21 protein-coding genes are annotated in these 25,333 nt (G+C 69.5%); 6 read left to right on the forward strand and 15 right to left on the reverse strand.

The window, feature by feature from the left end; all coding sequences use genetic code 11:
* Positions 1–24: 24 nt before the first annotated feature.
* A complete protein-coding gene (argS, locus tag ACE3OG_RS11530) occupies positions 25–1,797 on the reverse strand; it encodes an arginine--tRNA ligase (RefSeq protein WP_374308779.1) in 1,773 nt (590 codons plus the stop codon).
* 114 nt (positions 1,798–1,911) lie between these two features.
* Positions 1,912–3,132, reverse strand: a complete 1,221-nt coding sequence (locus ACE3OG_RS11535) for a deoxyguanosinetriphosphate triphosphohydrolase (protein WP_374308781.1) — start codon at positions 3,130–3,132, stop codon at positions 1,912–1,914.
* Positions 3,133–3,273: 141 nt separating this feature from the next.
* On the opposite strand from ACE3OG_RS11535, the gene erpA reads away from it, so the two are divergent.
* Complete coding sequence (gene erpA / locus ACE3OG_RS11540) at positions 3,274–3,627, forward strand: iron-sulfur cluster insertion protein ErpA (RefSeq protein ID WP_374308737.1); 354 nt, start codon at positions 3,274–3,276, stop codon at positions 3,625–3,627.
* 123 nt (positions 3,628–3,750) lie between these two features.
* Positions 3,751–5,436 carry a hypothetical protein gene (locus tag ACE3OG_RS11545; protein WP_374308739.1) on the forward strand — a complete coding sequence of 562 codons (1,686 nt, stop codon included), beginning with the start codon at positions 3,751–3,753 and terminating at the stop codon, positions 5,434–5,436.
* 6 nt (positions 5,437–5,442) lie between these two features.
* Here the strand turns inward: ACE3OG_RS11545 and ACE3OG_RS11550 are convergent, their stop codons facing one another.
* The 5 genes from ACE3OG_RS11550 to ACE3OG_RS11570 all read right to left on the reverse strand — a co-directional run bounded on the left by ACE3OG_RS11550 (position 5,443) and on the right by ACE3OG_RS11570 (position 12,851).
* A complete protein-coding gene (locus ACE3OG_RS11550; RefSeq protein WP_374308741.1) occupies positions 5,443–6,669 on the reverse strand; it encodes a nitrate/nitrite transporter in 1,227 nt (408 codons plus the stop codon).
* A 91-nt stretch (positions 6,670–6,760) separates the two neighbouring features.
* Entirely contained in the window at positions 6,761–7,546 is a 786-nt protein-coding gene (locus tag ACE3OG_RS11555; RefSeq protein ID WP_374308743.1) for an enoyl-CoA hydratase-related protein, read from the reverse strand.
* Positions 7,547–7,573: 27 nt separating this feature from the next.
* Positions 7,574–9,361 carry an acyl-CoA dehydrogenase C-terminal domain-containing protein gene (locus ACE3OG_RS11560; RefSeq protein ID WP_374308745.1) on the reverse strand — a complete coding sequence of 596 codons (1,788 nt, stop codon included), beginning with the start codon at positions 9,359–9,361 and terminating at the stop codon, positions 7,574–7,576.
* 35 nt (positions 9,362–9,396) lie between these two features.
* Complete coding sequence (locus tag ACE3OG_RS11565) at positions 9,397–11,715, reverse strand: 3-hydroxyacyl-CoA dehydrogenase NAD-binding domain-containing protein (RefSeq protein WP_374308747.1); 2,319 nt, start codon at positions 11,713–11,715, stop codon at positions 9,397–9,399.
* Positions 11,715–12,851: an acetyl-CoA C-acyltransferase gene (locus tag ACE3OG_RS11570; protein WP_374308749.1), complete on the reverse strand. Its 1,137-nt coding sequence runs from the start codon at positions 12,849–12,851 to the stop codon at positions 11,715–11,717. The genes ACE3OG_RS11565 and ACE3OG_RS11570 overlap by 1 nt, the downstream gene beginning before the upstream one ends.
* A 437-nt stretch (positions 12,852–13,288) precedes the next feature.
* Here ACE3OG_RS11570 and ACE3OG_RS11575 point away from each other — a divergent pair, with 437 nt between their 5' ends.
* Both ACE3OG_RS11575 and ACE3OG_RS11580 read left to right on the forward strand, forming a co-directional pair.
* Positions 13,289–13,570, forward strand: coding sequence for a hypothetical protein (locus ACE3OG_RS11575; RefSeq protein ID WP_374308751.1), 282 nt, complete (start codon positions 13,289–13,291; stop codon positions 13,568–13,570).
* A 174-nt stretch (positions 13,571–13,744) separates the two neighbouring features.
* Positions 13,745–14,023: a hypothetical protein gene (locus tag ACE3OG_RS11580; RefSeq protein WP_374308753.1), complete on the forward strand. Its 279-nt coding sequence runs from the start codon at positions 13,745–13,747 to the stop codon at positions 14,021–14,023.
* A gap of 113 nt (positions 14,024–14,136) precedes the next feature.
* Here the strand turns inward: ACE3OG_RS11580 and ACE3OG_RS11585 are convergent, their stop codons facing one another.
* From ACE3OG_RS11585 to ACE3OG_RS11595, 3 genes are all read right to left on the reverse strand, one after another.
* Entirely contained in the window at positions 14,137–14,406 is a 270-nt protein-coding gene (locus tag ACE3OG_RS11585) for a hypothetical protein (protein WP_374308755.1), read from the reverse strand.
* Positions 14,407–14,469: 63 nt separating this feature from the next.
* On the reverse strand, positions 14,470–18,813 hold the full coding sequence (locus ACE3OG_RS11590) for an efflux RND transporter permease subunit (protein WP_374308757.1): 4,344 nt from the start codon (positions 18,811–18,813) through the stop codon (positions 14,470–14,472).
* A gap of 158 nt (positions 18,814–18,971) precedes the next feature.
* Positions 18,972–20,375 carry a sensor histidine kinase gene (locus tag ACE3OG_RS11595; protein WP_374308759.1) on the reverse strand — a complete coding sequence of 468 codons (1,404 nt, stop codon included), beginning with the start codon at positions 20,373–20,375 and terminating at the stop codon, positions 18,972–18,974.
* 446 nt (positions 20,376–20,821) lie between these two features.
* Here ACE3OG_RS11595 and ACE3OG_RS11600 point away from each other — a divergent pair, with 446 nt between their 5' ends.
* A complete protein-coding gene (locus tag ACE3OG_RS11600; protein WP_374308761.1) occupies positions 20,822–21,565 on the forward strand; it encodes a response regulator transcription factor in 744 nt (247 codons plus the stop codon).
* Between the two features lie 310 nt (positions 21,566–21,875).
* On the opposite strand, the gene ACE3OG_RS11605 is transcribed toward ACE3OG_RS11600, so the two are convergent.
* The 5 genes from ACE3OG_RS11605 to ACE3OG_RS11625 all read right to left on the reverse strand — a co-directional run bounded on the left by ACE3OG_RS11605 (position 21,876) and on the right by ACE3OG_RS11625 (position 24,648).
* Positions 21,876–22,307, reverse strand: a complete 432-nt coding sequence (locus ACE3OG_RS11605; protein WP_374308763.1) for a hypothetical protein — start codon at positions 22,305–22,307, stop codon at positions 21,876–21,878.
* The gene (locus ACE3OG_RS11610) at positions 22,304–23,128 is read right to left on the reverse strand and encodes an MBL fold metallo-hydrolase (protein WP_374308783.1); all 825 of its coding nucleotides are present in this window, start codon (positions 23,126–23,128) and stop codon (positions 22,304–22,306) included. Before ACE3OG_RS11610 ends, ACE3OG_RS11605 begins: the two co-directional genes overlap by 4 nt.
* Complete coding sequence (locus tag ACE3OG_RS11615; RefSeq protein ID WP_374308765.1) at positions 23,125–23,424, reverse strand: hypothetical protein; 300 nt, start codon at positions 23,422–23,424, stop codon at positions 23,125–23,127. Before ACE3OG_RS11615 ends, ACE3OG_RS11610 begins: the two co-directional genes overlap by 4 nt.
* Positions 23,421–24,209 carry a quinoprotein dehydrogenase-associated SoxYZ-like carrier gene (locus ACE3OG_RS11620; protein ID WP_374308767.1) on the reverse strand — a complete coding sequence of 263 codons (789 nt, stop codon included), beginning with the start codon at positions 24,207–24,209 and terminating at the stop codon, positions 23,421–23,423. Before ACE3OG_RS11620 ends, ACE3OG_RS11615 begins: the two co-directional genes overlap by 4 nt.
* 88 nt (positions 24,210–24,297) lie before the next feature.
* Positions 24,298–24,648 carry a hypothetical protein gene (locus ACE3OG_RS11625; protein WP_374308769.1) on the reverse strand — a complete coding sequence of 117 codons (351 nt, stop codon included), beginning with the start codon at positions 24,646–24,648 and terminating at the stop codon, positions 24,298–24,300.
* A 163-nt stretch (positions 24,649–24,811) separates the two neighbouring features.
* Here ACE3OG_RS11625 and pedF point away from each other — a divergent pair, with 163 nt between their 5' ends.
* Positions 24,812–25,213 carry a cytochrome c-550 PedF gene (pedF, locus tag ACE3OG_RS11630; RefSeq protein ID WP_374308771.1) on the forward strand — a complete coding sequence of 134 codons (402 nt, stop codon included), beginning with the start codon at positions 24,812–24,814 and terminating at the stop codon, positions 25,211–25,213.
* Positions 25,214–25,333: the final 120 nt, after the last annotated feature.

A 25,333-nucleotide genomic window follows, 5' to 3' on the forward strand; every position in this document is an offset into this window, starting at 1 on the left:
CGACCGCGCCAAGATCAGCGCAGTCTAGCGCATTTCATCAGGAGCGCTCACGCCAAGAATTCCAAGGCCCGTGGAGAGGACGCCAGCCAATACCTTGGCCAGCGCGAGCCGGGCGCTGGTTAGATTTGGCATTTCTTCATTAAGAAATCGTAATTGCGGCCTTTCCTTACCGCGCGTCCACTGCGCATGCAGGCTCGACGCGAGGTCATGCAAATAAAACGCGATCCGATGCGGCTCGTGCGCCGCCGCCGCAGCCTCGACGACGCGGGGAAACTGCGCGACGAGCCGGACGAGCTCCTGTTCTCCCGGATCGGCCAGAAGCGCGAAATCGGCCTGCTCGAAAGCCCGCGTCGTGAGCTGCGGCGCGGGAATGCCGACATGCGCCTGCCGCAGCACAGATTTCGCCCGCGCATGGGCGTATTGCACGTAGAAGACCGGATTCTCCTTCGACTGCTCGATCACCTTGGCGAGGTCGAACTCGAGCGTCGCGTCGTTCTTGCGGAACAGCATCATGAAGCGCACGGCGTCGCGGCCGACCTCGTCGACGACCTCGCGCAGCGTGACGAAATCGCCGGAGCGCTTCGACATCCTCACCGGCTCGCCGGCGCGCATCAGCCGCACGAGCTGACAGAGCTTGACGTCGAGCTCGGCCCCGCCGCCCGACAGCGCCGCGACCGCCGCCCGCATGCGCGCGACGTAGCCGCCGTGGTCGGCGCCCCAGACGTCGATGAGCGTATCGAAGCCGCGGTCGATCTTCGACTTGTGATAGGCGACGTCGGAGGCGAAATAGGTATAGCCGCCGTCCGACTTGAGGAGCGGGCGGTCGACGTCGTCGCCGAAGGCGGTCGAGCGGAACAAGGTCTGCTCGCGGTCCTCCCAATCCTCGGACGGCTGGCCCTTGGGCGGGGGCAGCCGCCCTTCGTAGACGAGCCCCTGCCCCCGCAGCGCGGCGATGGCGGCGGCGACCTGGTCGCCCTCCCGCCCGTAAACCAGCGAGCGCTCGGAGAAGAACTCCTCATGCGTGATGGCGAGCGCTTCGAGGTCGGCGCGGATCATCGCCATCATCGCCTCGATCGCCGCGGCGCGGACGATCGGCAGCCAGTCGGCCTCGGGCGCGTCGCGCAGGCTCCCGCCATGGGTCTGCGCCAGCGAGCGGCCGACCTCCTTCAGATAGTCGCCCGGATAGAGCCCCTCGGGAATCTCGCCGATCGTTTCGCCAAGCGCCTCGCGGTAGCGCAGGAAGGCCGAGCGGGCGAGGACGTCGACCTGCGCGCCGGCGTCGTTGACGTAATATTCGCGCGTGACGTCGGCGCCCGAAAATTCGAGCAGATTGGCCAGCGCGTCGCCGAACACCGCGCCGCGCCCATGGCCGACATGCATCGGCCCGGTCGGATTGGCGGAGACATATTCGACATTGACCTTGCCGCCCGTCCCGCCGGGGCCGCGGCCGAAGTCGGAGCCAAGGTCGAGCGCCGCGCGCAGCACGCGCCCGAAGACCTCGGGCTTCACGACGACGTTGATGAAGCCGGGGCCTGCGACCTCCGCGCGTGCGACGTCCGCGTCTTCGGCGAGCGCGAAGGCGATCTCGGCCGCGAGCTGGCGCGGGTTGGAGAAGGACGTCTTCGCCTCCTTGGCGTAGACCATGGCGGCGTTGACGGCGAGGTCGCCGTGCGAGGCCTCGCGCGGCGGCTCGACGACGAAGCGCGCGAGGTCGAGATCGGCCGGCAGCCGCCCCGAGGCGACGATGGAGGAGAGGATCGCCGCGACGCGCTGGCGGAAATCGGCGTAAATGTTCATCGGGTTCAACTTTGCAGGATGTCGGCGCATGGCGAGCGGCGCGGCGGCGGGACCGGACGAGGCGTCGGCCCGACCGAAGATCGCCAGAAACTTCAAGCGATTGCGCCAGCGGCTCTAGCGCAAGTCCGGCGCCTCGTCAAAAAGCCGGCGGTGCTCGGCGATGGCGAAGCGGTCGGTCATCCCGGCGATGTAGTCGCAGACCGCCCGCGCCCGCTTCGCCTCGTCCTGGCGGGCGGCCAGCGCCGTCTTCGCCCATTCGGGCGGCAGGCTCGACGCGTTCGCGAAATAGCGCTCGAACAGGGCGCACACGACGCGCCCCGCCTGCGCGCGCATGCGCATCAGCGGATCGCTCCTGTAGAGGCTCTTCATCAGGAAATGCTTGATCTCCCGCTCGGCCTGCGCCATCGCTGGCGAGAAGGCGACGAGCTGCGCGCCGAATGCGCGCGCCTCCTCGACGCTCGCCACGCCCGAGGCTGCGATGAGGCGGCGGCTTTCGTCGATGGCGTCCTCGATGAAGCGGGTGATGAGGCGGCGCACCAGCTCATGGACGAAGCGCGCCGGCTCGAGGCCGGGATGCAGCGCCTCGACCTCGGCGCCGAGCCCGCGCAGCAGCGGCGCCTCGAGGATCTGCTCCACGTCGAGAAGCCCCGAGCGCAGCCCGTCGTCGATGTCGTGCGCGTCATAGGCGATGTCGTCGGCGAGCGCCGCCGCCTGCGCCTCGAGGCTCGCATGGCTCGCAAGATCGAGGGGAAACAGCGCGTCGAATTCGAGGATCGCCGCCGGAACGCCGCGCCCGCCGGCGGGCGGCGTGGGCGATCCGTCGGCGCGCAGCAGCGGACCATTGTGCTTGACGAGCCCCTCCAGCGTCTCGAACGTGAGGTTCAGCCCGTCGAACGCGGCGTATCGCCGCTCGAGCTTGGTCACGATGCGCAGCGTCTGGGAGTTGTGGTCGAAGCCGCCGTAAGGCGCCATCGCCGCGTCGAGCGCGTCCTCGCCCGCGTGCCCGAACGGCGTGTGGCCAAGATCGTGCGCGAGCGCGATCGCCTCGGCGAGATCGTCGTCGAGGCCGAGGGCCCTGGCGAGCGCGCGCGAAATCTGCCCGACCTCGATCGAATGGGTGAGCCGCGTGCGGAAATGATCGCCCTCGTGCGGGATGAAGACTTGCGTCTTGTGCGCGAGCCGGCGAAAGGCGGTCGAGTGGATGATGCGGTCGCGGTCGCGCTGGAACGGCGTGCGCGAGGGCGAATCCGGCTCGGCGACGAGCCGGCCGCGGCTCCTTGCGGCGTCGGCGGCCCAGGGCGCGCGCGCCGGGCGAAAGGGCGTCGCCTGCGTCATCCGTCGAAGGCCCACCGTTCAAGTCTGTTGCGGCCGCGGCCGGCGAGACTTATCTTCCATGCTCAACAGGCGAGCATCGCGCGCTTTGCGCCCCATTGCGCGGCGACGGCCGAATCCACTCAAAGTCTTAAGAGGCGAACCATGAGCGAAGCCGCCGTCGAGGCGCCCGTCGCCCCTGTCGAAATGACCGACAGTGCGGTCGCACGGATCGCGGAAATTCTCAAGTCGGAGCCGGACGGCTCGTTCCTGCGGGTCGGCGTCGACGGCGGCGGCTGCTCCGGCTTCACCTACACCTACAAGATCGACAGCGAGAAGGCGGACGACGACCTCGTGCTCGACCGCGACGGCGCGCTCGTGCTGATCGATCCGGTCTCGCTGCAATTCCTGCAGGGCTGCCGCATCGACTTCATCAACAATCTGATGGGCCGCATGTTCAAGATCGACAATCCGGCCGCGACCGCCTCCTGCGGGTGCGGATCGAGCTTCGCCGTCTGACGCCGGCGCGCCCTTCAACTTTGCGCGCGTCCTGAAGCGGCGGCGCCCGAAGGCGTTGCCTGCGCGCGCCCAATCGACCATATCGGGAGCGCGCCGCGCGTCGACGGCGCGCGGCGAGGGTTCATGAACGTCAGGTCTTCCTTCGCCGCGCTCGGCGTCCTTCTCGCCGCGGCGTCCCTCCAGCCGTTCGCCTCCGTCGCCGTCGCGCCGGCGCGGGCCGAGCCCGCCGCCGCAAACCTCGACGACGTCGTCTTCTCGTTGGGCTCGACGACTTTCCGGCTGAAGCGGATCGAGGTCCTGGGCGGCCCGGCCTCGAACGCCGAGCTTGCGAAGCTCTTCGATCCCGCCGCGCCTCTTCCCCTCGCCGAGCGGCTCGCGGGCCTGTCGGCGGCGTCGGTGAAGATCCCCGAGCTCGCCATCGAGACGAAGATCGGCGAGCGCACGCAGAGCTTCGTCTATCGCGACGTCGTGCTCGAGGGCGTCGAGCATGGCGCCGCGCGCGCCGCGAAGGCGCAGGGCGCGAGCTTCCGCCTCAGCGATCCGAACGAGGGCGAAGCGCGGGGCGCCTATGGCGAGATCGACGCCAAAAATTTCGATCTCGCGCTCGCCGCCCGCATGGCGCAGGGCGCGCCGCCTGCGCAGGGCGCCGCCAAGGCGCAGCTTTATGAAGCGCTCTCCGTGCAGGGCGTCCATTTCGAATCGGCGCGCGCCGAGCTCGACGCGCAGTCGGTGACGGCCGATCGCGCCTTCGGCCGTCCGCCGGCGCAAGCGCCCGCAAAGCCAGCCGAGAGCTCCCCGCAGGCCGAACGGCGCCTCGAGCAGGCCGAGCTGCTGCGCTGGCTCGACGCGATCCGGCTCGAGGGCGTCGGCGTGAGCGAAGCGCGGCTCAGCCTGCGCCTTGGCGACTCGCCCGTCGACGTCAAGGCCGCGCGCGTCGCCTTGCCGCAGCTCGACGGCGCCCGCATCGACTCCCTGCGCGCCGACAACCTGACCTATGCGCGCGACGATCGCACGATCGCCGTCTCGGCGGCGGAGTTCAAGGCGATCGACCTCGAAGCCCTGACGGACCGCGAGAGGCGCGGCGACCCGAGCTCCCCCGCTTTCGGCGCGCTCGTCCTCAGCAAAATCGCCGGGACCAGCGCGGAGCGGCCCGAGGAGAAGGATTTTACGCTCGAGCGGCTCGAAATCGACAATGGCGCGCAGGCCGCTTCCGGCGACCTGACGCTCGACGTGGCCTTCGACCGCCTGCGGGCGCAGGCCGCGCGCGTTCCCGCCGTCGCCGCGCTCGGCTATTCGGACATAGACGCCAGCGGGCGCTTCAGCGCGCTCTGGCGGCGCGAGGCGCGCGAGCTCGCCGTCTCCGGCCTTTCGCTCGACGTCGCGGACATGGGCGCGTTCAAGCTCACCGCGCTCTTCGCCGGATTCGGCCCTGACCTCGCCTCCTCCGACTCCGCGACCTCCGCCGCCGCCTTGCGCAGCGTGCGGCTCAAGACCTTCGACATGAACTTCGTCAATCGCGGCCTGGTCGAGCGGGCGCTCGCCGCCCAGGCCGAGCGCGCCGGCGTGAGCGTCGACGAAGCGCGGCAATCCGACATGCAGAACGCGAGCCTCCTGCTGCCGGCGCTCGGGGGCAATGCGCCGCCGCTGCGCGTCATCGGCTCCGAGGCGGCGAAATTTCTCGCCGACCCCAGGAACTTCACGCTCGTCGGACGCTCGGCGGACGGAGTCGGCCTGCACGACCTCGAGCTCGTCTCGACGCCCGCCGCCTTCTTCAAGAAGATGGAGGTGACCGCCTACGCCAACCGCTGAGCCGCGTCAGCGCCGCCCGCCCGCGATCAGCTTCGCCTGCGGCAGCCGGCGCAGGGCGAGCATGGCGAGGACGCCGACGAGCGGTCCGGGCGCCAGCAGGAGGAAGCTCCAGCGCCAGCCGATCTCGCCGGCGAGCCACGGAACGAGGCGGATCGAGACGATCGTCAGGGCGAAGCCGCAGCCCGTCTGCAGCGCGAGCGCGGCGCCGATCGTCTCGCGGTCGCTGAGCTCGGAGATCATCGCCGAGAATTGCGCCGAATCGCCGATCACGGAAAAGCCCCAGACGAGGGCGATGAGCGCGAACAGCCAGCCCGGACCGTCGAAGGCCGCCCCGACGAGGAGCGCGCACAGGCCCGAGACGGCCATCATCCACGCCGTCGCGGCGGTGCGGCCGATCCGGTCGGCGATGAGCCCGCCGCAGACGCAGCCGAGCGCGCCGACGCCGATGACGGCGAAGGTGAGCAGCGCCGCCGCGACGGACGCGCCCCAGCCGGCCGCGAGCGCGTAGGAGTAGAACCACGCCCACATGGCGTAGAGCTCCCACATGTGCCCGAAATAGCCGAGATTGGCGAGAAGCACGGGCCGGTCGCGCATGACCGACAGGATGCGCCCGAAATGGAATTTCGGCCGCGGCCCGGCGTAAGGCCCCTCCGCAATGAACATAAGCGCCAGCGCGGCGCTGGCCAGCGCCGCCAGCGAGGAGACGACGACGATCGCGCGCCAGTCGATCCCGCCGCCGAGCGCCCTGATGAGGAAGGACGACGCCGAGCCGAGCGTCAGCGCGCCGACCGCCGCGCCCATGGCGAAGCCGCGGCCGACGGCGAACCAGCCGGCGATCACCTTCAGCGCCGGCGGATAGACGCCGGCGAGCGCCAGGCCCGTGACGAAGCGGGCGACGATGAGCGCGGTGAAATCGGGGACGACGAGCAGGGCGAGATTGGAGAGCGCGGCGAGAAGCGCGCAGGACGCGATCAGCCGGCGCGATTCGATCGAGTCGGCGAGGCCGGTGACGCTGAGGCCGACGGCGCCGGTGACGAAGCCGAGCTGCACGGCGTTGGTGATCCACGACGCCTCGACGTCGGAAAGGCTCAATGCGCGCCGCAGCTCGGCGAGAATGGCCGTCGCCGAGAACCACGTCGCCATCGACAGAACGAGCGCGAGGCCGACGAGGAACAGCATGCGGGCGCGACCGCCCGCCGATCCGTCCCCGGCCGAGGCCGACATGGCCGCCATTTCCGCCCCTGTTTCCGTCCGCCGTCCCGCGCGGCTTCCCTTGAGCTTAACCGCGTCCGGCCGCGCCGCAAGCACGGCGCGTCTTCCGCGCTCAGCCTGTTTTCGCGAAGAAGGCCTTGAACGCCGCCTGCGCGCACGGCGCGCCGCGCAACGCCGCGAACGCCTCGGCCTCGCGCCGCATCGCGCTCGCGACCTCGTCCATGAGGCCGCGCCTCAGAAGAGCCTTCGTCGCGGCGAGCGCCGCGGGCGGCATGCCCGCAAGCCGCGCCGCCTTCTCGAGGACGACGCCGAGGGCTTCGCCGTCAGCGACGACGCCGGTGACAAGGCCGGCCTCGGCCGCTTCGCGCGCGCCGAACGGCTCGCCGAGCATCAAAAGCTCGGCGGCGCGCTTGGCGCCGGCGACGCGCGGCAGAAGCAGGCTCGATCCGCCTTCCGGGCAAAGACCGAGCGGGACGAAGGGCAGGCGGAAGCGCGCCTCGCGCCCGGCGTAGGCGAAATCGCAATGAAGCAGCAGCGTCGTCCCCACGCCGACGGCGAAGCCTTCGACGGCCGCGAGCAGCGGCTTTGGAAAGACGCGCAAGACGTTCAGGAATTCGAACGCCGCGGCGAGGGCGCCCTCCCCCGCCTCGAGCTGAAAGTCCGCAAGGTCGGCGCCGCTGGTGAACACGCCGCCCGCGCCGGTCAACGCGACGACGCGCGCGCCATCGTCCGTCGCGGCGCTCGACAACGCCTCGGCGAGCGTCTTGAAGGCGCGTTCGTCGAGCGCGTTGCGCCGCGCCGGGCGGGAGATGGTGATGAGGCGCACCCCCTCGCCGCGCTCCTCGACGAGGATCGGGCCGGCCTCGCGCGGTTCGTCGGCTCCCGCCCGCCAGGTCATGCGCGCCCCTTCCGACGTTCCTCGCACTCAGAAATCGGCGTCCTCGAGCGCCATGAGCGCGCCGGCGCCGGCCATGATCGCGGCGTGCAGCGCGCCCGTTTGCGGCAGCAGGCGCTGCATGAAGAAGCGGGCCACGGCGATCTTGCCCGCATAGAAGCGGTCTTCGTCGCCGGCGGCGATCTTCGCGAGGCTGACCTCGGCCATGCGCGCCCACAGATAGGCGAGCGCGACGAGCCCAAAGAGGCGCAGGTAGTCGGTCGCCGCCGCGCCCGCCTCGTCCGGGTCGCGCAGCCCGGCGCGGGCGATCTGCGCGGTCGCCTGCTGCAGCCGCGTGAACGCCTTGGCCAGCGGCTCGACGAATTCGCGCAGCGCCTTGTCGCCCTTCCTGGCCTCGACATAATCCGACACGGGGTGAAAGAAGCTGCGCAGCAGCCGGCCGAAATCCGCCGGCAGCTTGCGCCCGACGAGGTCGAGCGCCTGAATCCCGTTGGCGCCTTCGTAGATCTGCGCGATGCGCGCGTCGCGCGCATATTGCTCCATGCCGTGCTCGCGGATGTAGCCATGGCCGCCCAGCACCTGCATGCCGAGATTGGCCGCCTCGAAGCCGAGATCGGTCAGCAGGGCCTTCACGATCGGCGTCATCAGCGCGACGAAATCCTCCGCCTCGCGCCGACGCGCCGGATCAGGGTCGCGGCGCGCCGCATCGAGCGCCTGCGCCGTCCAGGCGGCGAGCGCCCTGCCGCCCTCGGCGTAGGCGCGTTGCGTCAGCAGCATGCGCCGCACGTCCGGGTGGACGACGATCGGATCGGCGGGTTTGGCCGGATATTTCGCGCCCTTGAGCGAGCGCCCTTGCAGGCGCTCGCGGGCGTAGGCCGAGGCGCCCTGATATGAGGCTTCCGCGACGCCGAGCCCCTGCAGGCCGACGGCCACGCGCTCCATGTTCATCATCGAGAACATCGCGCGCAGGCCTTTGTGCGGCTCGCCGACCAGCCAGCCCGTCGCGCCGTCGAAGTTCATGACGCAGGTCGCCGACGCCTTGATCCCCATCTTGTGTTCGAGCGCGCCGCAGGCGACGCCGTTGCGGGCGCCGGGCGCGCCGTCCTCGCGCGGCAGGAATTTCGGAACGAGGAACAGGCTGATGCCCTTGACGCCCTTCGGCGCGTCGGGCAGGCGGGCGAGCACGAGATGGACGATGTTCTCGGTGAGGTCGTGCTCGCCGGCCGAGATGAACATCTTGGAGCCGGTCAGCCTGTAGGAGCCGTCCGGCTGCGGCTCCGCCTTCGTGCGCAACAGGCCGAGGTCGGTGCCGCAATGGGGCTCGGTGAGGCACATGGTGCCGGACCACGAGCCCTCGACCATCTTCGGCAGGTAGGCGTCCTTGAGCTCCTGCGAGCCATAGGCCGTGAGCGCGACGCAGGCGCCATGGGTCAGACCCGGATAGAGCCCGAAAGAGAGATTGGCCGAGCAGATCATCTCGGTGATGAAGACGTCGACGAGATGCGGCAGGCCCTGGCCGCCATATTCGGGATCGCCTGCGAGCGAGGGCCAGCCGCCCTCGCGAAACAGGCGATAGGCCTCCGGGAATCCCGCCGGCGTGCGCACGACGCCGTTCTCGAGCCGGCAACCCTCCTCGTCGCCGCTGCGGTTCAACGGATGCAGCACCTCCTCGCAGAATCGCGCGCCCTCCTCGAGGATCGGGTCGATGAGGTCGCGCGTAAACTCCTCGTAGCCGGGCAGGCGCGCGAGCCCCTCGCCGTCGAACAGTTCAAAGAGCACGAAGCGCATGTCGCGCAGCGGAGCCTTGTAGTCGGCCATGGCGTCACACCCCGTGTCATCGCGCGTAATCGCGCCTAGTTGCGCAGCGGCTTGCCGGTGGAGAGCATGTGTCCTATCCGCTCGAGCGTGCGCCTGTCGCGCGCGAGCTTCATGAAGTTCTCGCGCTCGAGCCGCAGCAGCGCGTCCTCGTCGACGGGACGCGTCACATCCGTCTCGCCGCCGGAAAGAACGTCGGCGAGCGCGCCGCAGACCACGACGTCATAGGGCGTCGCCTTGCCGAGCCGCGCGAAGCCCGCGACCGCGAGGTCGAGCGCAAATCTGCCGGACGGCCCCGGCAGGCTGAGCGATTGCGGCTCGGGCGGCTTATAGCCTTCGACAAGCGACAGCGCCTTCGCCTTGGCGTCGGCGAGCAGCCGGTAGCGGTTCATGGTCACGCCGTCCGTCGGCCGGAGAAAGAGAAGCTCTTTCGCTTCGGCCGCCGATTTCGCCACCGTCGCGACGCTCACCGTCTCGAACACTTTCGCGACCGGCGGCATCGGGCCCTTCGGCAGGCGCCCGGGCGCCGACCAGCGCCGCAGCATCTCCTTGCAGCCGCCCCAGCCCGGAATGAGGCCGACGCCGACCTCGACCAGCCCCATGTAGGTTTCGACGTGCGCCTGCACGGCGTCGCAATGGAGCAGGATCTCGCAGCCGCCGCCAAGCGCGAGGCCGGACGGCGCGCCGACCACCGGGAACGGCGCGTATTTCAGCATGCGGTAGACGGTCTGGCCGAGCGAGACGAGATTTTCGATCTCGCTCCAGGCGGCGATATTGGCCGCGAACGCCGCCAGCCCGAGATTGGCGCCGGCGGAGAAATTCGTTCCCTCGTTATAGATGACGAGCGCCCTGAAATCGGCGACGACACGATGGACCGTCCGCATCAGGAGATCCAGCGCATCGGGGTCGATCGCGTTCATCTTGGTCGTGAACTCGAAGCAGGCGACGCCGTCGCCGATGTCCCACAACGCGGCCGAGCCGTTCTTCATCACCGGCGCGGCGCGGAGCCTCAAGTCGGCGAGCAGCAGCGCGCCCTCGGGCCGCGCGACGTCGTGATAGAGCCCGTCGAGCCCGAGCTCCTGTCGACGGCCCGCCTCCACCCTGTAGAAGGGGCGCCCATCGGCGACGCGCAGGATGCGCGGAATGGGCGCGCCGTCAGCTTCGAGCGCGCGCCGCAGCCACGCGCCGCCGAGCTGGTCGATCAGCTCGAACGGCCCATATTTCCAGTTGTAGCCGAGGCGCATCGCCTCGTCGATCGAGGCGACGTCATCGGCCGCCTCTCCGACCAGCGAGGCGGCGTAGGCGAGGGTCGCGACAAGCACGCGGGCGGCGTAGCGGCCGTGCCTCGAGTCATGCGCAAGGAGGCTCGCGAGCCGCCGCTCCTCGAGCGCCTCGATCTGCGGTTCGCGCGCCGGCCTGTAGACGCCGGAGACGAGATCGATCGCCTCCTTGCGTTTTCCCGCCTCGCGGTTGATCCGGTAGAATCCACCCTTGCCCTTGCGGCCTGTGTAGCCTTCCGCGATCATCCGGCCGACGAGCGGAAACGGCCTGTCGACGGCGTGAAAGGGATCGTCCTTCGGCAGCGTCGCGGCGAGGCTCGCGGTGACATGCGGCATGAGGTCGAGGCCGACGAGGTCGAGCAGGCCGAAGACACCGGTCTTCGGGATTCCCATCGGCCGGCCGACGATAGCGTCGACCTCCTCGACCTCGAGCCCGGCGTCGAGCGCTTCGGTCACGGCGCGCTGCAGCCAGTAGACGCCGAGCCGGTTGGCGACGAAGCCCGGCCGGTCCTTGCAGTAGACGACGCTCTTGCCGAGAAAGACGTCGGCGAAGCGCGCGACCGTCTCGACCGCCTCCGCGCGCGTCGCCGGCCCGCGCACGATCTCGAGCAGGCGCATGTAGCGCGGCGGATTGAAGAAATGGGTGATGAGGAAATCCCGCGCGAAGCTCTCCGGCAGGCCGGCGACGAGCGCCGAAAGCGGGATCGTCGAGGTGTTGGACGAGACGACGCTTCCCGGCTTGCGCGCGCCCTCGATCTTCGCGTAGAGCGCCTGCTTGACGTCGAGGCGCTCCACCACCGCCTCGACGATCCAGCCGCACTCGCCGAGAAGATCAAGATGATCCTCGACATTTCCTGTCGTGACGAGTTTCGCCGCCGCCCTGCTCATGAAAGGCGCGGGGTCGGTCTTCAGCAATCTGGCGACCGCCCCTTCCGCGATCGCGCTGCGGTTGGAGCTGTCCCTAGCTACGACGTCGAGCAGGACGACGGGAACGCCGGCGTTGGCGACCTGGGCGGCGATCCCGGCCCCCATCACGCCCGCGCCGACCACCCCAACCTTTTTTATTTCCTGCGTCATCAAATCGCCTCCAGCACGGTGGCGATCCCCTGCCCTCCGCCGACGCATTGCGTCGCCAGCGCGAAGCGGGCGCCCTCGCGCTTCAAGAGCGAGGCCGCCTTGCCGACGATGCGCGCGCCGGTCGCGCCGAGCGGATGGCCGAGCGCGATCGCTCCGCCGTCGAGGTTGACCTTCTCCGGGTCGAGGCCGAGCTCGTGGACGCAGACGATCGCTTGCGAGGCGAACGCCTCGTTGAGCTCCACGACGCCAAGGTCCTTCGCCGTGATTCCGGCGCGCTCCAGCGCCTTGCGCGAGGCGGCGATCGGGCCGATCCCCATGATCTCCGGCGCGCAGCCGGCGACGGCGACGGACCTCACTGCGGCGATCACGTCGAGCCCGCGCGCGGCGGCGTAGTCCTGCGCGCACACGACCAGCGCCGCGGCGCCGTCGGTCAGCGGCGAGGACGTTCCCGCCGTCACGACGCCGTTTTCGTCGAACGCCGGCTTCAGCTCGGCGAGCGCCTCGAGCGTCGTTTCGGGACGCGGGCAGCCGTCGTCGGCGACTACGCCGTCGCGTCCCTCGATCGGGACGATTTCGTCCCTGAGCTTGCCCGCCGCCTGCGCCGCCGCGGCGCGCCGCTGCGAACGCAGCGCGAACTCCTCCTGCTCGCGCCGCGAGACGCCCCATTTCGCGGCGACGTTCTCGGCCGTCTCGCCCATGCCCATGTAGGCGGCGGGCGAGGCTCCGCCGAAGACGGGGTTCGGCAGCGGGTTGAAGCCCATCATCGGCACGCGCGACATGCTCTCGACGCCGCCGGCGACGAAGACTTCGCCGGCGCCCATGAGGATGGCTCCTGCGGCGACATGGACGCTGGTCATGGACGAGCCGCAGAAGCGGTTGATCGTCGCGCCGGCGACGGACTGCGGCAGGCCCGCCATCAGCGCGACGAGGCGGGCGAGGTTCAGCCCCTGCTCGCCCTCGGGGAAGGCGCAGCCGAGCAGCAGGTCCTCGACGTCGGCGGGGGCGACGCGCGAGCGCTCGACGAGGGCGCGCACGACCTGCGCCGCGAGATCGTCGGGCCGGACGCCGGCGAGGCCCCCCTTCTTCGCAAGCGTGAACGGCGAACGCGCGTAGCCCGCTATGACCGCCTTCTTCATCCCTGCGCCTCCATCGTTCCCGCCCTGGGCCGGCGCTTCGCCGCGCCGTCGCGTCTCATCCGTCGCCGGCTCCCGGTCCGACTCAAGCCCGGCGCGCCGGGCCCGCCCAATTGAGCGCCCCAGCCGCCCCGGCGCAAGGGCATGGCGCGTCAGGGCCGCCCGGGATCGACGACGGCGGCGCGAAACGGGCTCTCGCGCGGGACGCCGGCCAGCCCCGGCGCGCCTCCGCATGGCGGAAGCGCCGTGAGCGAAGCCGGGGCGGCCGATGCGGCGCAGAGGGTCGTTTAAAGTATAAATTATATTTTAGTTTGCGATTCCCAAACTAAGCGCCCTAAAACAAGTTTTATACTGCGCATACTTGCAGTATTCCTCTGGCCGGCTCATGTTTTCGTCATAGGCGGACAAACGATTTGGTCCCCATCGAACGGAGCAACAAAATGGCCAACAAATTTTCGGCGGCGGGAAACACGGGCGTGCGCGTCCTCGCTTTTGCGGCCGCCCTCGCGCTTCCCATGGGCTACGCCGTCGCCAAGCCGCGCCATACGCATGAGGCGGCGCCGTCCTCGCGCGAATATGTCGGCCTCTATCAGAATCCGGCGCAGGCGCTGAACGTCGACCAGCAGGACCATCGCCTGTTCGACCGCTCTGGCACCGTCGGCCGCGAAGGCCTCGGCGAGAGCCCGTTCCATCCCGAAGGTCCCGGCAACGTCGCCAACTGAAGACAGTCCTTCTCGGGGTCCGGCGCCCGCGCCGGACCCCGACGGAAGGACGCGCGCTTCGGCTTCCGCGCCATGGCCCCCGGCGCCTGACTGGATTGTCACGATGACCGACAGCAAGTGTCCATCCGCGGCGGACGCGTTCGCGTCCGCCGGTTTTTCCATTGGCGCCTCGAAATGAGCGCGCCCTGGCGCAGCCGCCTCGCCGCGGCGCTGGGGGCGGCCGTGCTGGCGGCGCACGCCCCCTCCCCCCACGCTCCCTCCCCCTATGACGGCCTCCCGCCCGCGCTCTCCTGGCTGAAGCCGCTCGACGGCGACGGCCCCACGCCGCGCAAGCCGTGCTTCTCGCGCGACGACTGCGACCGCAAGGCCTATGACGAATCGGGGACCCGCGGGCGCATGGGTCTTGGCGCCGACCCGGCGCATCCCGAAGGGCCGGGCAACGTGTCGAACTGACGCCTCACGCCCGCCTGCCCCAGTCTACCTGCCCCAGCCTACATGAATCCGGAGCCCGGCGTGAATGCGCCGGGCTTTTTGCGTCGGGCTCGTCATGCGCGCCAGGAGGCGCTTCAGGGAATGGCGCCGGCCGCCGGATTGCGGCCCTCGAGCATCGCGCCGAGGCTTCCGCTCGCCGGCCCCTTGACGTAGCCGTACTGCACCTTCCAGTCCGGCGGGCCGCTCCACATCTCGCCCGGCGGCCGCGCGGCGCGCTCCGGCGCCGCAGACGCCGAGACGCGGCGTCGCCACGCTGGATGACGGATGTCATGCGCGCTTGCGCGCGCGAGGCAGGCGGCCGGCGCGAGGAAAAGGGCGCCGGCGAGAAGAATTCGGTCAAGCATAGCGTTTCGCCTTGTCTTTGCGCCGGCGCGCGGCCGGCGCCGTTCATGTTCCACGACGCGCCGTCAGGGCGTCGCGGGCGTCGCCCGCGCGTCCTGCGCCGACGCCGTCTCCTCGCCGACCGGACGCACCAGATCGCCGGAGGCGAGCGTCTCGGAGGGATTGTCGACGACGCGATCGGCGCGGGTCAGCCCCGACTTGATCTCGATCTCGGGGCCGAGGTTGCGGTCGATAGCCACCGGCTTGATCTCGACCCGGTCGTTCGCGTTGACCGTCGCGACGCTCAGTCCCTTGTCGTCGAAGATCAGCGCCGAAGCCGGCAGCCGCAGCGCGTCGGCGTCGCCCGGAATCTGGAAATGGACCTCGACGAAAGCGCCGGGCCAGAGCTTGCCGTCGGGATTTGGGGCGGACAGCTCGACGAGCGCGGTGCGCGAGGCTTCGGCCACGGCGTTCGACGTCGAGACGAGAGTCGCTTTGAAGCGCTCACGGCGCCCCGGCAGTTCGAGCGTCGCCTTGAGGCCCGGAGTGAGCGACTTGAGATAGGCTTGCGGCGCGCGCACGTAGATCCGCATCCGGCTGAGGTCGCTGACCTTGAACAGCGGCTTGCCCGCCTTGCTGCCGGAGTCGACGAGGTCGCCGATCTCGACGTTCCGCGCCGTCACGACGCCGTCGAACGGCGCCTCCAGGTTCTCGAACGAGGCCAGGGATTCGAGGCGCGCCACATTGGCTTTCGCGGCTGTTTCGGCCGCGCGCTTGGCGGCGAGATCCGCCGACTTCTCGTCGTTCGCCTGCTGCGAGACGATGGCGCGCTGCGCGAGGGACTTCCAGCGCTGCGCCGTCACTTCGGCGAGCTGGACGTCGGCCTCGACGCGCGTGAGGTCGGCGCGCGCCTGGGCGAGCTGCTGGTCGAGCTCCGGCGACTCGATCGTCGCCAGCACGTCGCCCTTCTTCACATGGGCGCCGATGTCCTTGTTCCAGGCGGCGACATAGCCCGAGGCGCGCGCATAGATCGAGCCGGCGTTGAGCGCCGCGGCGTCGCCCGGCAGCACGAGCTCGGCGTCTTTCGGCGCGTCGGCGGGACGAACGAGCCGCACCCGCGGCGTGGCGAGATCGAGCGTCGTCCGCGCGGCTTCCTGCTCGCTGCGCGCGCGGCTGACGAGGCCGGATGCGACCAGGCCGGCGGCCGCCGCGAGGACGCAGCCGGCGGCGATGGCGGCGCGGCGGGAGGATTGGCGGCTTGCGGGACGAAGGGTCGGCATGGGATCTCCGCTGGAGGCGAGGAAGGACGCGCCCGCCGGCCGGGCGCGATGGAGCAGCGCGAACAGCGCGGGTCCGAGAAGCAGGGTGGCGAAGGTCGCGAAGGCGAGGCCGCCGATCACCGCCCGGCCGAGCGGCATGTTCTGGCCGGGCTCGAGCGCGGTCGGCGCCATGCCGATGATCATCGCGAGCGCCGTCATCATCACCGGGCGGAAGCGCGTCGCGCCGGCCGCGAGCGCGGCGGAGGCCGCGTCCTTGCCGGCGGCGAGCTCGCTGCGGGCGAAATTGATGACGAGGATGCTGTTGGCGGTGGCGACGCCCATGCACATGATCGCGCCGGTCAGCGCCGGCGCCGAAAGCGTCGTGCCGGTGACGAACAGCATCCACGCGATGCCGGCGAGCGCGGCGGGAAGCGCGAGGATGATGATGAACGGGTCGAGCCAGGACTGGAAGTTGACGACCATCAGCAGATAGATGAGCAGGATCGAGAATCCGAGGCCGACCGCGAGCTGCGCGTAGGCGTCCTGCATCGCCGCCGCCTGGCCGCGGACCGCGACGGTGGCTCCCTTCGGCAGATCGGCGCGCATCGACTGGATGACGGCCTCGACGTCGCCGGCGACGGCGCCGAGCGGACGACCGGCCGCGCTCGCGTAGATGTCGATCGTCGGGCGGATGTCGTAATGCGTGACGACCTCGTCATGCGCCTCGGGCGTCACCTTGGCGAGGGCGCCGAGAAGCTGCGTCGAGCCGCCGTTGGACAGGAGCACGTTGCTCAGCTTCTGGGTCGAGTCGATGTCATATTGCGGCGCCTGCACCGAGATCGGATAGGAGACGCCGTTGCGCGGATTGAGCCAGAAGCTCGGCGTGCTTTGAGCGCTTCCCGAAAGCGTCGTCTGCAGGCTCGTCGCAGCGTCCCGCTCGGTCAGGCCGACGACGCCGGCGAGGTCGCGATCGACGTCGACGCGCAGCGCCGGCGCACGGAATTCCTGCTGCAGCCGCGCGTCGGCGACGCCCGGCGTGCGGCGGATCGCGGCGAGAAGCTTCGCGGCGAAGGCGCGGTCCGCCTGCTGGTCGAAGCCGGCGATCTGCACGTCGATCTGCGCCGGCTGGCCGAAGCTCAGGATCTGGCTCACCATGTCGGCCGGCAGGAACGCGAAGGAGACGCCCGGAAACGCCCCGTTGAGCTTCTTGCGCAGCAGACCTTCGAACTCCTTGGCCGGCGGCTCGCCGTCCGTGAGGCTGACCCAGATGTCCGCGTCGCTCACGCCGATGGTGCCCGAAGAGCCGTAGGAGAGGTTGATGCCGCTGTTGGGCAGTCCGATGTTGGAGACGACGCCGGCGACGCGCCCGGGCGGAAGCGTTTCGCGGATCTTCGCCTCGACCTGGTCGACGATCGCCGACGTCGTTTCGATGCGCGAGCCGGGAGGCGCGCGCATGTGGATCTTGATCGCTCCCGCGTCGACGCGGGGAAAGAAATTCTCCCCGAGCGCCGGAAGCAGCGCGAGCGAGGCCGCGCAAAACGCGAAGAAGCACGCGGCGAACAGGCCGCGCCGCGTCAGAATCGCCGAAAGCAGCCGCACGTAGGCGGCGCACAGCGCGTCGAAACGCGCCTCGAACGTCCTCTGGAGCTTCGTGAACGCGCTGACCTTCGCGTCAAGATCGTGGCCGGCGCGCGCGCGCAACAAAGCGCGCGCCATGGTCGGAACGAGCGTGTATGTCAGCACGTAGGAGGCGATCATCGCCGCCGCCACCGCCTCGGCGAGCGGCCGGAACAGGAAGCCCGCGACCCCTCCGAGCGCGAGCAGCGGCGCGAAGGCGGCGCAGATGCACAACAGCGAGACCGTCGCCGGCGGCATGATCTCGCGCGCGCCGGAAAGAATCGCCACGTCGAGCCCTTCGCCATGCTCGAGGTGGCGATTGACGTTCTCGATGGTGACGGTCGCGTCGTCGACGAGGATGCCGACGGCGAGCGCGAGGCCGCCGAGCGTCATGACGTTGATCGTCTGGCCGCGCAGCGACAGGAAGATCAGCGCGCTCAGGATGGCGAGCGGGATCGTCGTCGCGATGATCAGCGTCGAGCGCCAGCTGCCGAGGAACAGAAGAATCATGAGCCCGGTGAGCGAGGCCGCGATCGCGCCTTCCCGCAGGACGTTGGCGACCGACGCCTTGACGAAGCCGGACTGGTCGTTGACGAGCTCGAGGCGCACGCCGGGCGGAAGCCCCGCCTCGATCGTCGGCAGCGCCTTCTTCACCCCGTCGATGACGTCGAGCGTCGAGGCCGAGCCGTTCTTCACGACGGAGATCAACACGCCCTTGCGGCCGTCGATCTGCGCGACATTGGTCTGCGGCGGCGCGCCGTCGTGCACATAGGCGACGTCGCGCATGAAGACGACGGCGCCGTTCACGACCTTGACCGGGACGTCGTTGAAGTCGGCGACCTTCTTCGGCGAATCGACGAGATCGACGGTGTATTCGAAGACGCCGATCTTCTGCGTGCCGACCGGCGTGATGAGGTTCTGGCGCGCCAGCGCGTCGACGACGTCCTGGGCCGAGAGCCCGTGCGCGCGCAGCGCCTTCTCGTCGAGGTCGACCTGCACCTCCCGCGACGAGCCGCCGTAAGGCGAAGGCATCTGCGCGCCCGGAACGTTGACGAGCTGCGGCCTGATGAAATTGGCGGCGAGGTCGTTGAGGCGCGTCTGCGACAGCGTGTCGCTCGAGAGCGCGATCTGGATCAGCGGCACGCTCGAGGCGTTGTAGACGAGGATCTGCGGCGGGTTCATTCCCGCCGGAAGCTGCTTCAGCATCGTCTGCGAGATCGCCGTCACCTGCGCCTGCGCGGCGTTGATGTCGACGCTCGGCTGGAAGGTGATCTTGACGACGCCATAGGTCGTGTAGGACTGCGACTCGATGTGCGCGATGTCGTTGACCGTGGTCGAGACGGACCTCTCGTAGGGCGCGATGACGCGTCCCGCCATGTCGTCGGGCGGCAGGCCGTTGTAGGTCCACACGACGCTGATCACGGGAATGCCGATGTTGGGGAAGATGTCGGTCGGCGTGCGCACGGCGGCGAGGACGCCGAAGATGGTGATCAGGATCGCCATGACGACGAACGTCAGCGGACGGGCGAGGGAAAGGCGGACGATCGACAGCATAGGGACGCTGGCCTCCACGCGCGAAACGCCGCGCGGCCGGAAGTGAGCGGCGCCTCTTCGATACGCCCGCCGGGGAGGCCGGCCAATTATAAATAGTTTTAAGGGGATAGCGGCGCCCGGGCCTTGTCGCCGGGCGAATGACGATCACATGATCCAGCTCATAGACGAGCGACGCCGGGAGCGGCCGCCGCCGTCTCGGATACTGGGTCGCTCGGCTGCGGCGAGACGATGAAGCGCGCGCCCGGATGATTGTCCGTCACCGCGACGGCGAGCCCGTGCAGGCGGAAGATGGTCGCCGCGAGATTGAGGCCAAGACCTGTGCCGGAGACGCCTCCGGCGGATTTCGACCGGTGGAACCGCTTGAAAATGAGGTCGCGCTCGGCCGGGTCGACGCCTGGCCCGTCGTCGGCGACGACGATCTCGGGCCCGCAATGAGAATTGCGCGCGCTCAAGACCACAGTTCCCTTTTCGGGCGCGAACTTCAGCGCGTTGTCGACGAGGTTGGCGACGGCCTCGACGAGAAGGTCGCGATCTCCCGGAAGCGCCACGGGCCCGCGCGCCTCGAAGGCGAAGGAGATGGAGCGAAGCTCGGCCAGCGGCTCGTAGAGCTCGCGCACCGTGGCGCAGACGGCCGCAAGGTCGATCGGAGCGAACTCATGGCGTCGCCTTCCCGCCTCGATTTCGGAAATCCGCAGCAGCGCGGCGGCCGTGGCCGTGGCGCGGTCGATCTCGGCGAGGGCGCGGCCGATCGCTTTGCGCGCGCCCGCGGGGTCCGGCGCCGCCAGCCCGCGTTCGAGGCTGAGGCGCGCGACGGCGAGCGGCGCGCGCAGGTCGTGAGCGATGTTGTCGTTGACGCTGCGCATCTGGTCGAGCAGGCGCACGATCTCGTCGAGCATCGAATTGACGCCGGCGGAGATATTGTCCACGTCGTCCTTCAGCCGGCCGACCGGCAGCCGGTCGTGCAGATCGCCCTGCACGACCCGGCGTATGGCGGCGTCGACCTTATGCAGGCGCCTCAGCGTGCGCAGGCTGAAGACCAGGCCGATGCCGAGGGCCGAGAAGACCATCGGCGCGACGCCGAGCGCCAGCGCGCGCAGCACCAGCTTGCGAAGGGCGTAGACCTCATAGAGGCTGCGTCCGATCATGACGACGCTTCCGTCCGCGCGCCGCCGCGCGGCGACCAGCGCCGGTTCGCTCGCCGCGCCCTCGACGCGCGGCGTGACCTCGGCCTGACGCACCGAGCCGTCGAGCGGCGTCCCGGGCGGCAGCGCCGCGACGTTGCCGAACACCGGCGCGCCCGCGGCGTCGAAAAGGCCGACGTAGTCCAGCTTGCGCAGGTCGCTGGTGAGGCGCAGGCGCAGCTTGCGCAGCAATTGCTCGTCGGGCTCGGCGGCGGCGCGCGCCACCTCCTCCGGCAGGCGCGCGTCGACCCGGCGCATGTCGAAAGTCGCGACATGCCAATAGATGAACACGAAGACGACCGTGGTGGCGGCGGCGACCGCGAGGGCGAACAACAACGCAAGTCGAAACGAGGCCGTGCGGAAGAGATCCCCGACGCGCATCGGGGCCGTTTCCGGCTTCGCCTCGAGTGAAATGGCCGCGCCTCCATGAATGTCGCGGGAGAAAGCGTGCAGCGTTCGGGACATGATGCGGGACCTGAGGCGGCCCGCCGCGAAAGCGGGTTGGTCGACCGGAGTCTTCGGCGCCCGCACGCCGCTGCGCCGGCGTCATGCAAGGCTCTACCATCGCTTCCGCTCGCCGAAACATGAATTCGCGTTCATGCGTCTAAAATCAATTTTAAACCGCTCGCCACAGCGTGCGACGCAGGAAATTAGCCAATATTTTTCAATGCGATATACGCGAACGCGCGATGTAGACGGGGCGCCCGCCCGCATTCGTTCAAACAATTTTCATTCTGTCGGTCGCGAATTCGACGGGCGTCGGACGTATTTGTAGCGCGAGGGCACAGCGCGGCGTTCGCCGCGTCTTGAACGGAGTCGTCAACACCATGCGCGTTGAACACGAAGCGGGCGACGCGAGCGGCGCAGCGCGGCGCAAGCCGATCCTGATCCTTGAGGACGAATCCTTTCTCGCCAGGGCGATCAGGGATGAATTGAGCGCTGAAGGCTATGAGACCGTGACGGCGAACACGGTCTCGGACGGGCTCGAGGCGGCGCGAACGCTCGACCCGGCGCTGATCGTCGCCGACCGCATGGTCGCCGACGTCGACAGCCTCTCGATGATCGAGAGCTTCCGTCAGGGGCGGTCAGGGCCTCCGGTGCTGTTCGTCAGCGGACTGTCCTCGGTCGACGAGCGCATTCGCGCCCTGAAGGGCGGCGGCGACGATTATCTGACGAAGCCTTTCTCGCTCGGCGAGCTTTCCGCCCGCGTCAGCGCGCTGTTGCGCCGCACCGGCGGCGGCGCGGCGCAGACGCACCTCGCCGTCGGGCCGCTGAAGCTCGACCTGCTCGCCCGCGAGGCGACGCGCGGCGAGCGCGCGATCGAGCTTCTCCCGGCCGAATTCAAGCTGCTCGAATATATGATGCGCCATGCGGGACAGGCGGTGACGCGCGCCATGCTGCTCGAGGATGTCTGGGGCTATCGCTCCATGCCGCGAACCAATCTCGTCGACGTGCATGTCGGCAAGCTCAGGCGCAAGGTCGACGCGGACGGCGAGCCGCCGCTGCTGCACAGCCTGCGCGGCGTCGGCTTCATGCTGCGCGTCGACGAGCGCGAAAGCGGATTGGGCTGAACAGGCTTTCGCCCGTCGGCGCGCGCCCTGATCAAGCAGCCGGAGATCGCCGAAGCGGAGCGGCTCGGTGAGAACGCGGCAGGAGCGCTCGTCGTCGCGGTCCTCGCATGCGACCTGCGCGCCGTCCGGATAGAAGCTCGCGTTGGAGCAGGCCGCGAAGACGGCGTGGCCCTGTCGCGTCCGAACGGTCCTCGACGCGCAGCGGCTCGCAGTCCGTCGTGTAGCTCTGAAGGCGCATGATCTGATAGTTGTGAATCGCCGCGCGCGCCGGCCGTCATGATCGCGCAGGCGAGAAGCGACGCAAGGAGCTTCAGCGCGCGCCCGCGGCGCGTTGCGGCTCGATCCAGATACGCCATGTGTCCGCGCCGTTGACCTGAAGCGTGTAGAGTCCCGGCGAGGCGAAGGGGAAGCTCCTCTCGCCTCCTCCGCCAGGATGTAGATTCTGCACGACGACGCCCTGTTCGTCCTTCAGATACATGACGAACGCCGGTCCGTCGCTCTGGTAGCGGATGACGACGGGACCAACGACGCGGAAGGGCTTCGTCGTCTCGGACAGGCGGCCCTCGAAGATCGGCCGCTCGAGCTGGCCCTGCAACGCGTCATAGCAGGCGAGGCGCTCGTCCGCGTCAGGCTTCGCGCGGCACGCGGCGAACTGGGCGCGCAGCGTGTCGATCGCGGCGTCCTGCGCCCATGCCGCGCCGGCGCGCGCCGCGAGGATGAAGGCGGCGAGGACACGTGTCATTTCTGGCGCGGATGCGCCGCCTCGAAATTCTTCTGCTTGGCGGCGGGATACTCCTCCCTCACCGGCTTGTCGGCCTGCCAGTCGAGGGGGCGGCCGCGACAGTCCTGCATCCAGGCGTTCTCGAACAGCGCGTAGCGGATTTGCGCGCCGTCCATGAAGGCGCCGGCGAGGTTCGCCTCTACGCCGGGCAGGAGATGTTGGACCAAGCGTTGATATTCATAGCGCGCGACGGCTATCGCGTCCGTCCGGTCCGGGAGCGGAACCTCGCTCATTTCAAAAACGTCGAAGCCCTGCCCGAAGCCCTCGCCGACGCGTGCTTCGATCATGTCGAGCCAGCGTCGCGTCTGCGCGATTCCGCGCCCGCCCGGCTCGACGGGGCCATGGCCCGGAACGAGCAGCCGGTGCGGGACGCCTGCGAGCGCGTCGAGCGAGGCGCGCCATTTATCGAGGTCCGCATCCGGCGTCGTCGCGGCGCGGTCGAGAAAGACGAGGTCTCCGGCGAAGAGCAGCCCCGACGTCTCCTCGAACAGACAAAGGTCGACGGAGGTATGGCCGGAGAGGGCGATATGTCGGAAGCGGCGGCCGCCGACGTCCTCCGCTCCGTCCTGCGCGACGACGTAAGGCGCGGGAACGGACGTGCCGCGCATCCAGTCGCCGACCGCCCGGTACATGGCGGCGGCGATGTCCTCGCCGCGCCGCTTGAGGTCTTCGGGCAGGCCGGCGCCGACGCGCAGCGCGGCGGCGTCGAAGGCCGACGCGCCGAACAGATGGTCGGAATGGATATGGGTGACGTAGACGCGGACCGCCGGCTTGCCGGTCAGATTCTCGACGAGCGCGGCGAGCTCGAGGCCGTAGCAATCCGGGCGTCGATCACTACGGCGCCCTCGCTGGTGTCGAGGATCGTCGCGTTGGCGATGGCGCCGCCGTTGGCGGGCGTGATCGGCTCGTTCGCGCCATAGACGATCCACACGCCTTCGCCGATCGCGACGGGGCGCAGGCCATAGGTCCGGCCGACCGGCTGAGGCGCCGCGGCCGCGCGCCAGGGAAAAGCGGCCGACGCGGCGGCCATGGCCGCCGCTCCGGCGAGCGCCGCGCGCCGGGTGAGGCGCAGGCTCATCGCAGGCCCTCCCCTGCGCCGCTGGAGAGCGTCGACGCCGCAGGCGTCGGCAGCGTCGCCTCGCAGCGGCGCCCGTCGGTGTCGCGGGCGGCGACGCGGAGCCTGTCGGCGCCCGTGTCCTCGACAAGGAAGGTGAGGGTCGGATTGGCGGCGATCGGCTCCTTGAGCTCGACCTCGAGGATATCGCGGCCGTCGGCCGCTATGGCGAGGCGCTCGAGGATGAACAGGGGCTCGGCGTGCAGGCCGTTGTCCATGGGATGGACGACGCGCAGCCGCATGCGCAGCAGGCCGCCGCTCTCGCGCCAGGCGCGGCCGCGAATCTCCCCGACGCTCGACCAGTCCACGGCGGAGACGACCTTGGGCTTCGCCGAGCAGCCGCCGCCGGCCGCGTCGAGATAGTCGCCGCCGACGCGCCAGCTTCCATCCTTGAGCGCGGCCGCGCGGATCGGCGTGCCCTGCTCGATGCGCATGCGGAAAGATGCGAACGGAGGGCTGGCCCCCGGCCGCAGCCGCATCGCGACAGGAAACGGATTGAGCTCGCCGAATACGACGAGCTCGTCGACATGGCCAAGGCGGCGCGCGTCGACCGCTATTGGAACCTGCGTCTGGTCTTCGTTCACCGGCGGCAGGATGACCCTCACCGCCTCGTCGAAGACGATCGGCGCATCGGTCAGATGGTCTCTCGCGAGCCCCGGCCAGATCGGCGAGGCGAGCGGATCGACGGCCGTCACGACCGGCGCCGGTTCGCCGACAGATCGTCTCGCGCCTGCTTCCGCGCCCGTCATTTTTGTCGCGCGCCCTTGTTTCCTCGCCTTCCTGAGTGAAGGAGGCGCCGGGGAATGTCAACACGAGCTTCGATCATTATGACCATCGTCATTTAATAAGCTCCAGCGGAGGCGGAGCGGCCTCGACGAGCGGACGCCCGGCCTCGCTCCAGCCGTCGGTTCCCTCGCTGAACCAGTAGAGGCCGCTGTAGCCGAGCGAGGCGGCGCGCTTCACTGCGTTCCACGACATCCAGCAGTCGGCGAGGCAGTAGAAAATCAGCGGCCGACCGACGTCGCCGTCTGAAACGATGCGCAACTGCGTGGCGAAATAGGACTGCAGCGGCGCCTCGAGCGCGCCGAGGCCGGTGTTGGGAAGCCAGGTCGAGCCGGGTATGTCCATGCGCTTTTCGACGAGCCGCCAGACGCCGGTCGTCGGATCATAGCCGGCGCGCGCGGGCATGACGTCGATACCTAGGCAGTATTCAGCAAACTCTCAGGACTTTCTCATAATACAGCGGTATGAGATCGCAAAATGCGTCAAGAGCCGGCGAGCTGGGCGACGCGGACTACGCAAGTCCGCGCCTTCAGGCGCATGCGCCGGACAAGGGGAGGTCGAAGCGATCATGAGCAAAGGAAGGGCGGCTTTCACGGCTGTCGCGCTGGCGGCGGCGCTGGCGGGCGCGACCACGGCGTTCGGCGACGGCGACATGGCCCCTCAGCCGGTTGAGACGAAAGGCCTTCCCGATCTCGACCCGGACTGGAAGAGCGACAATCCCTATCGCGGCAACGCGCGCGCGCTCGAGGTCGGCGCCTCCGGCTACAATCAGAATTACGCCCGCTGCCACGGCCTCGACGTGAAGTCCGGCGGCATCGCCCCGGACTTGCGCTACCTCGCCGTGGGCGACGAAGGCGACGTGTGGTTCTCCTACCGCGTCATCAACGGCGCCGAGCGCGACGGCCGCATCTACATGCCGAAATTCTACGGCGTCTTGAGCCAGGAAGCGCTGTGGGCGATTCGCACTTAGAGCGCCTAACAAAACCGTCTCAAGGCCCTGAAGCAAATGATAGCGGCGGCGAGGACGATAAAGGCGCGGTAGAGGTCGGCGTGTCGCTCATAGCGGACGACGAGGCGACGGAACTGATTG

This window comes from Methylocella sp. (assembly GCF_041905455.1).
Taxonomy (GTDB): domain Bacteria; phylum Pseudomonadota; class Alphaproteobacteria; order Rhizobiales; family Beijerinckiaceae; genus Methylocapsa.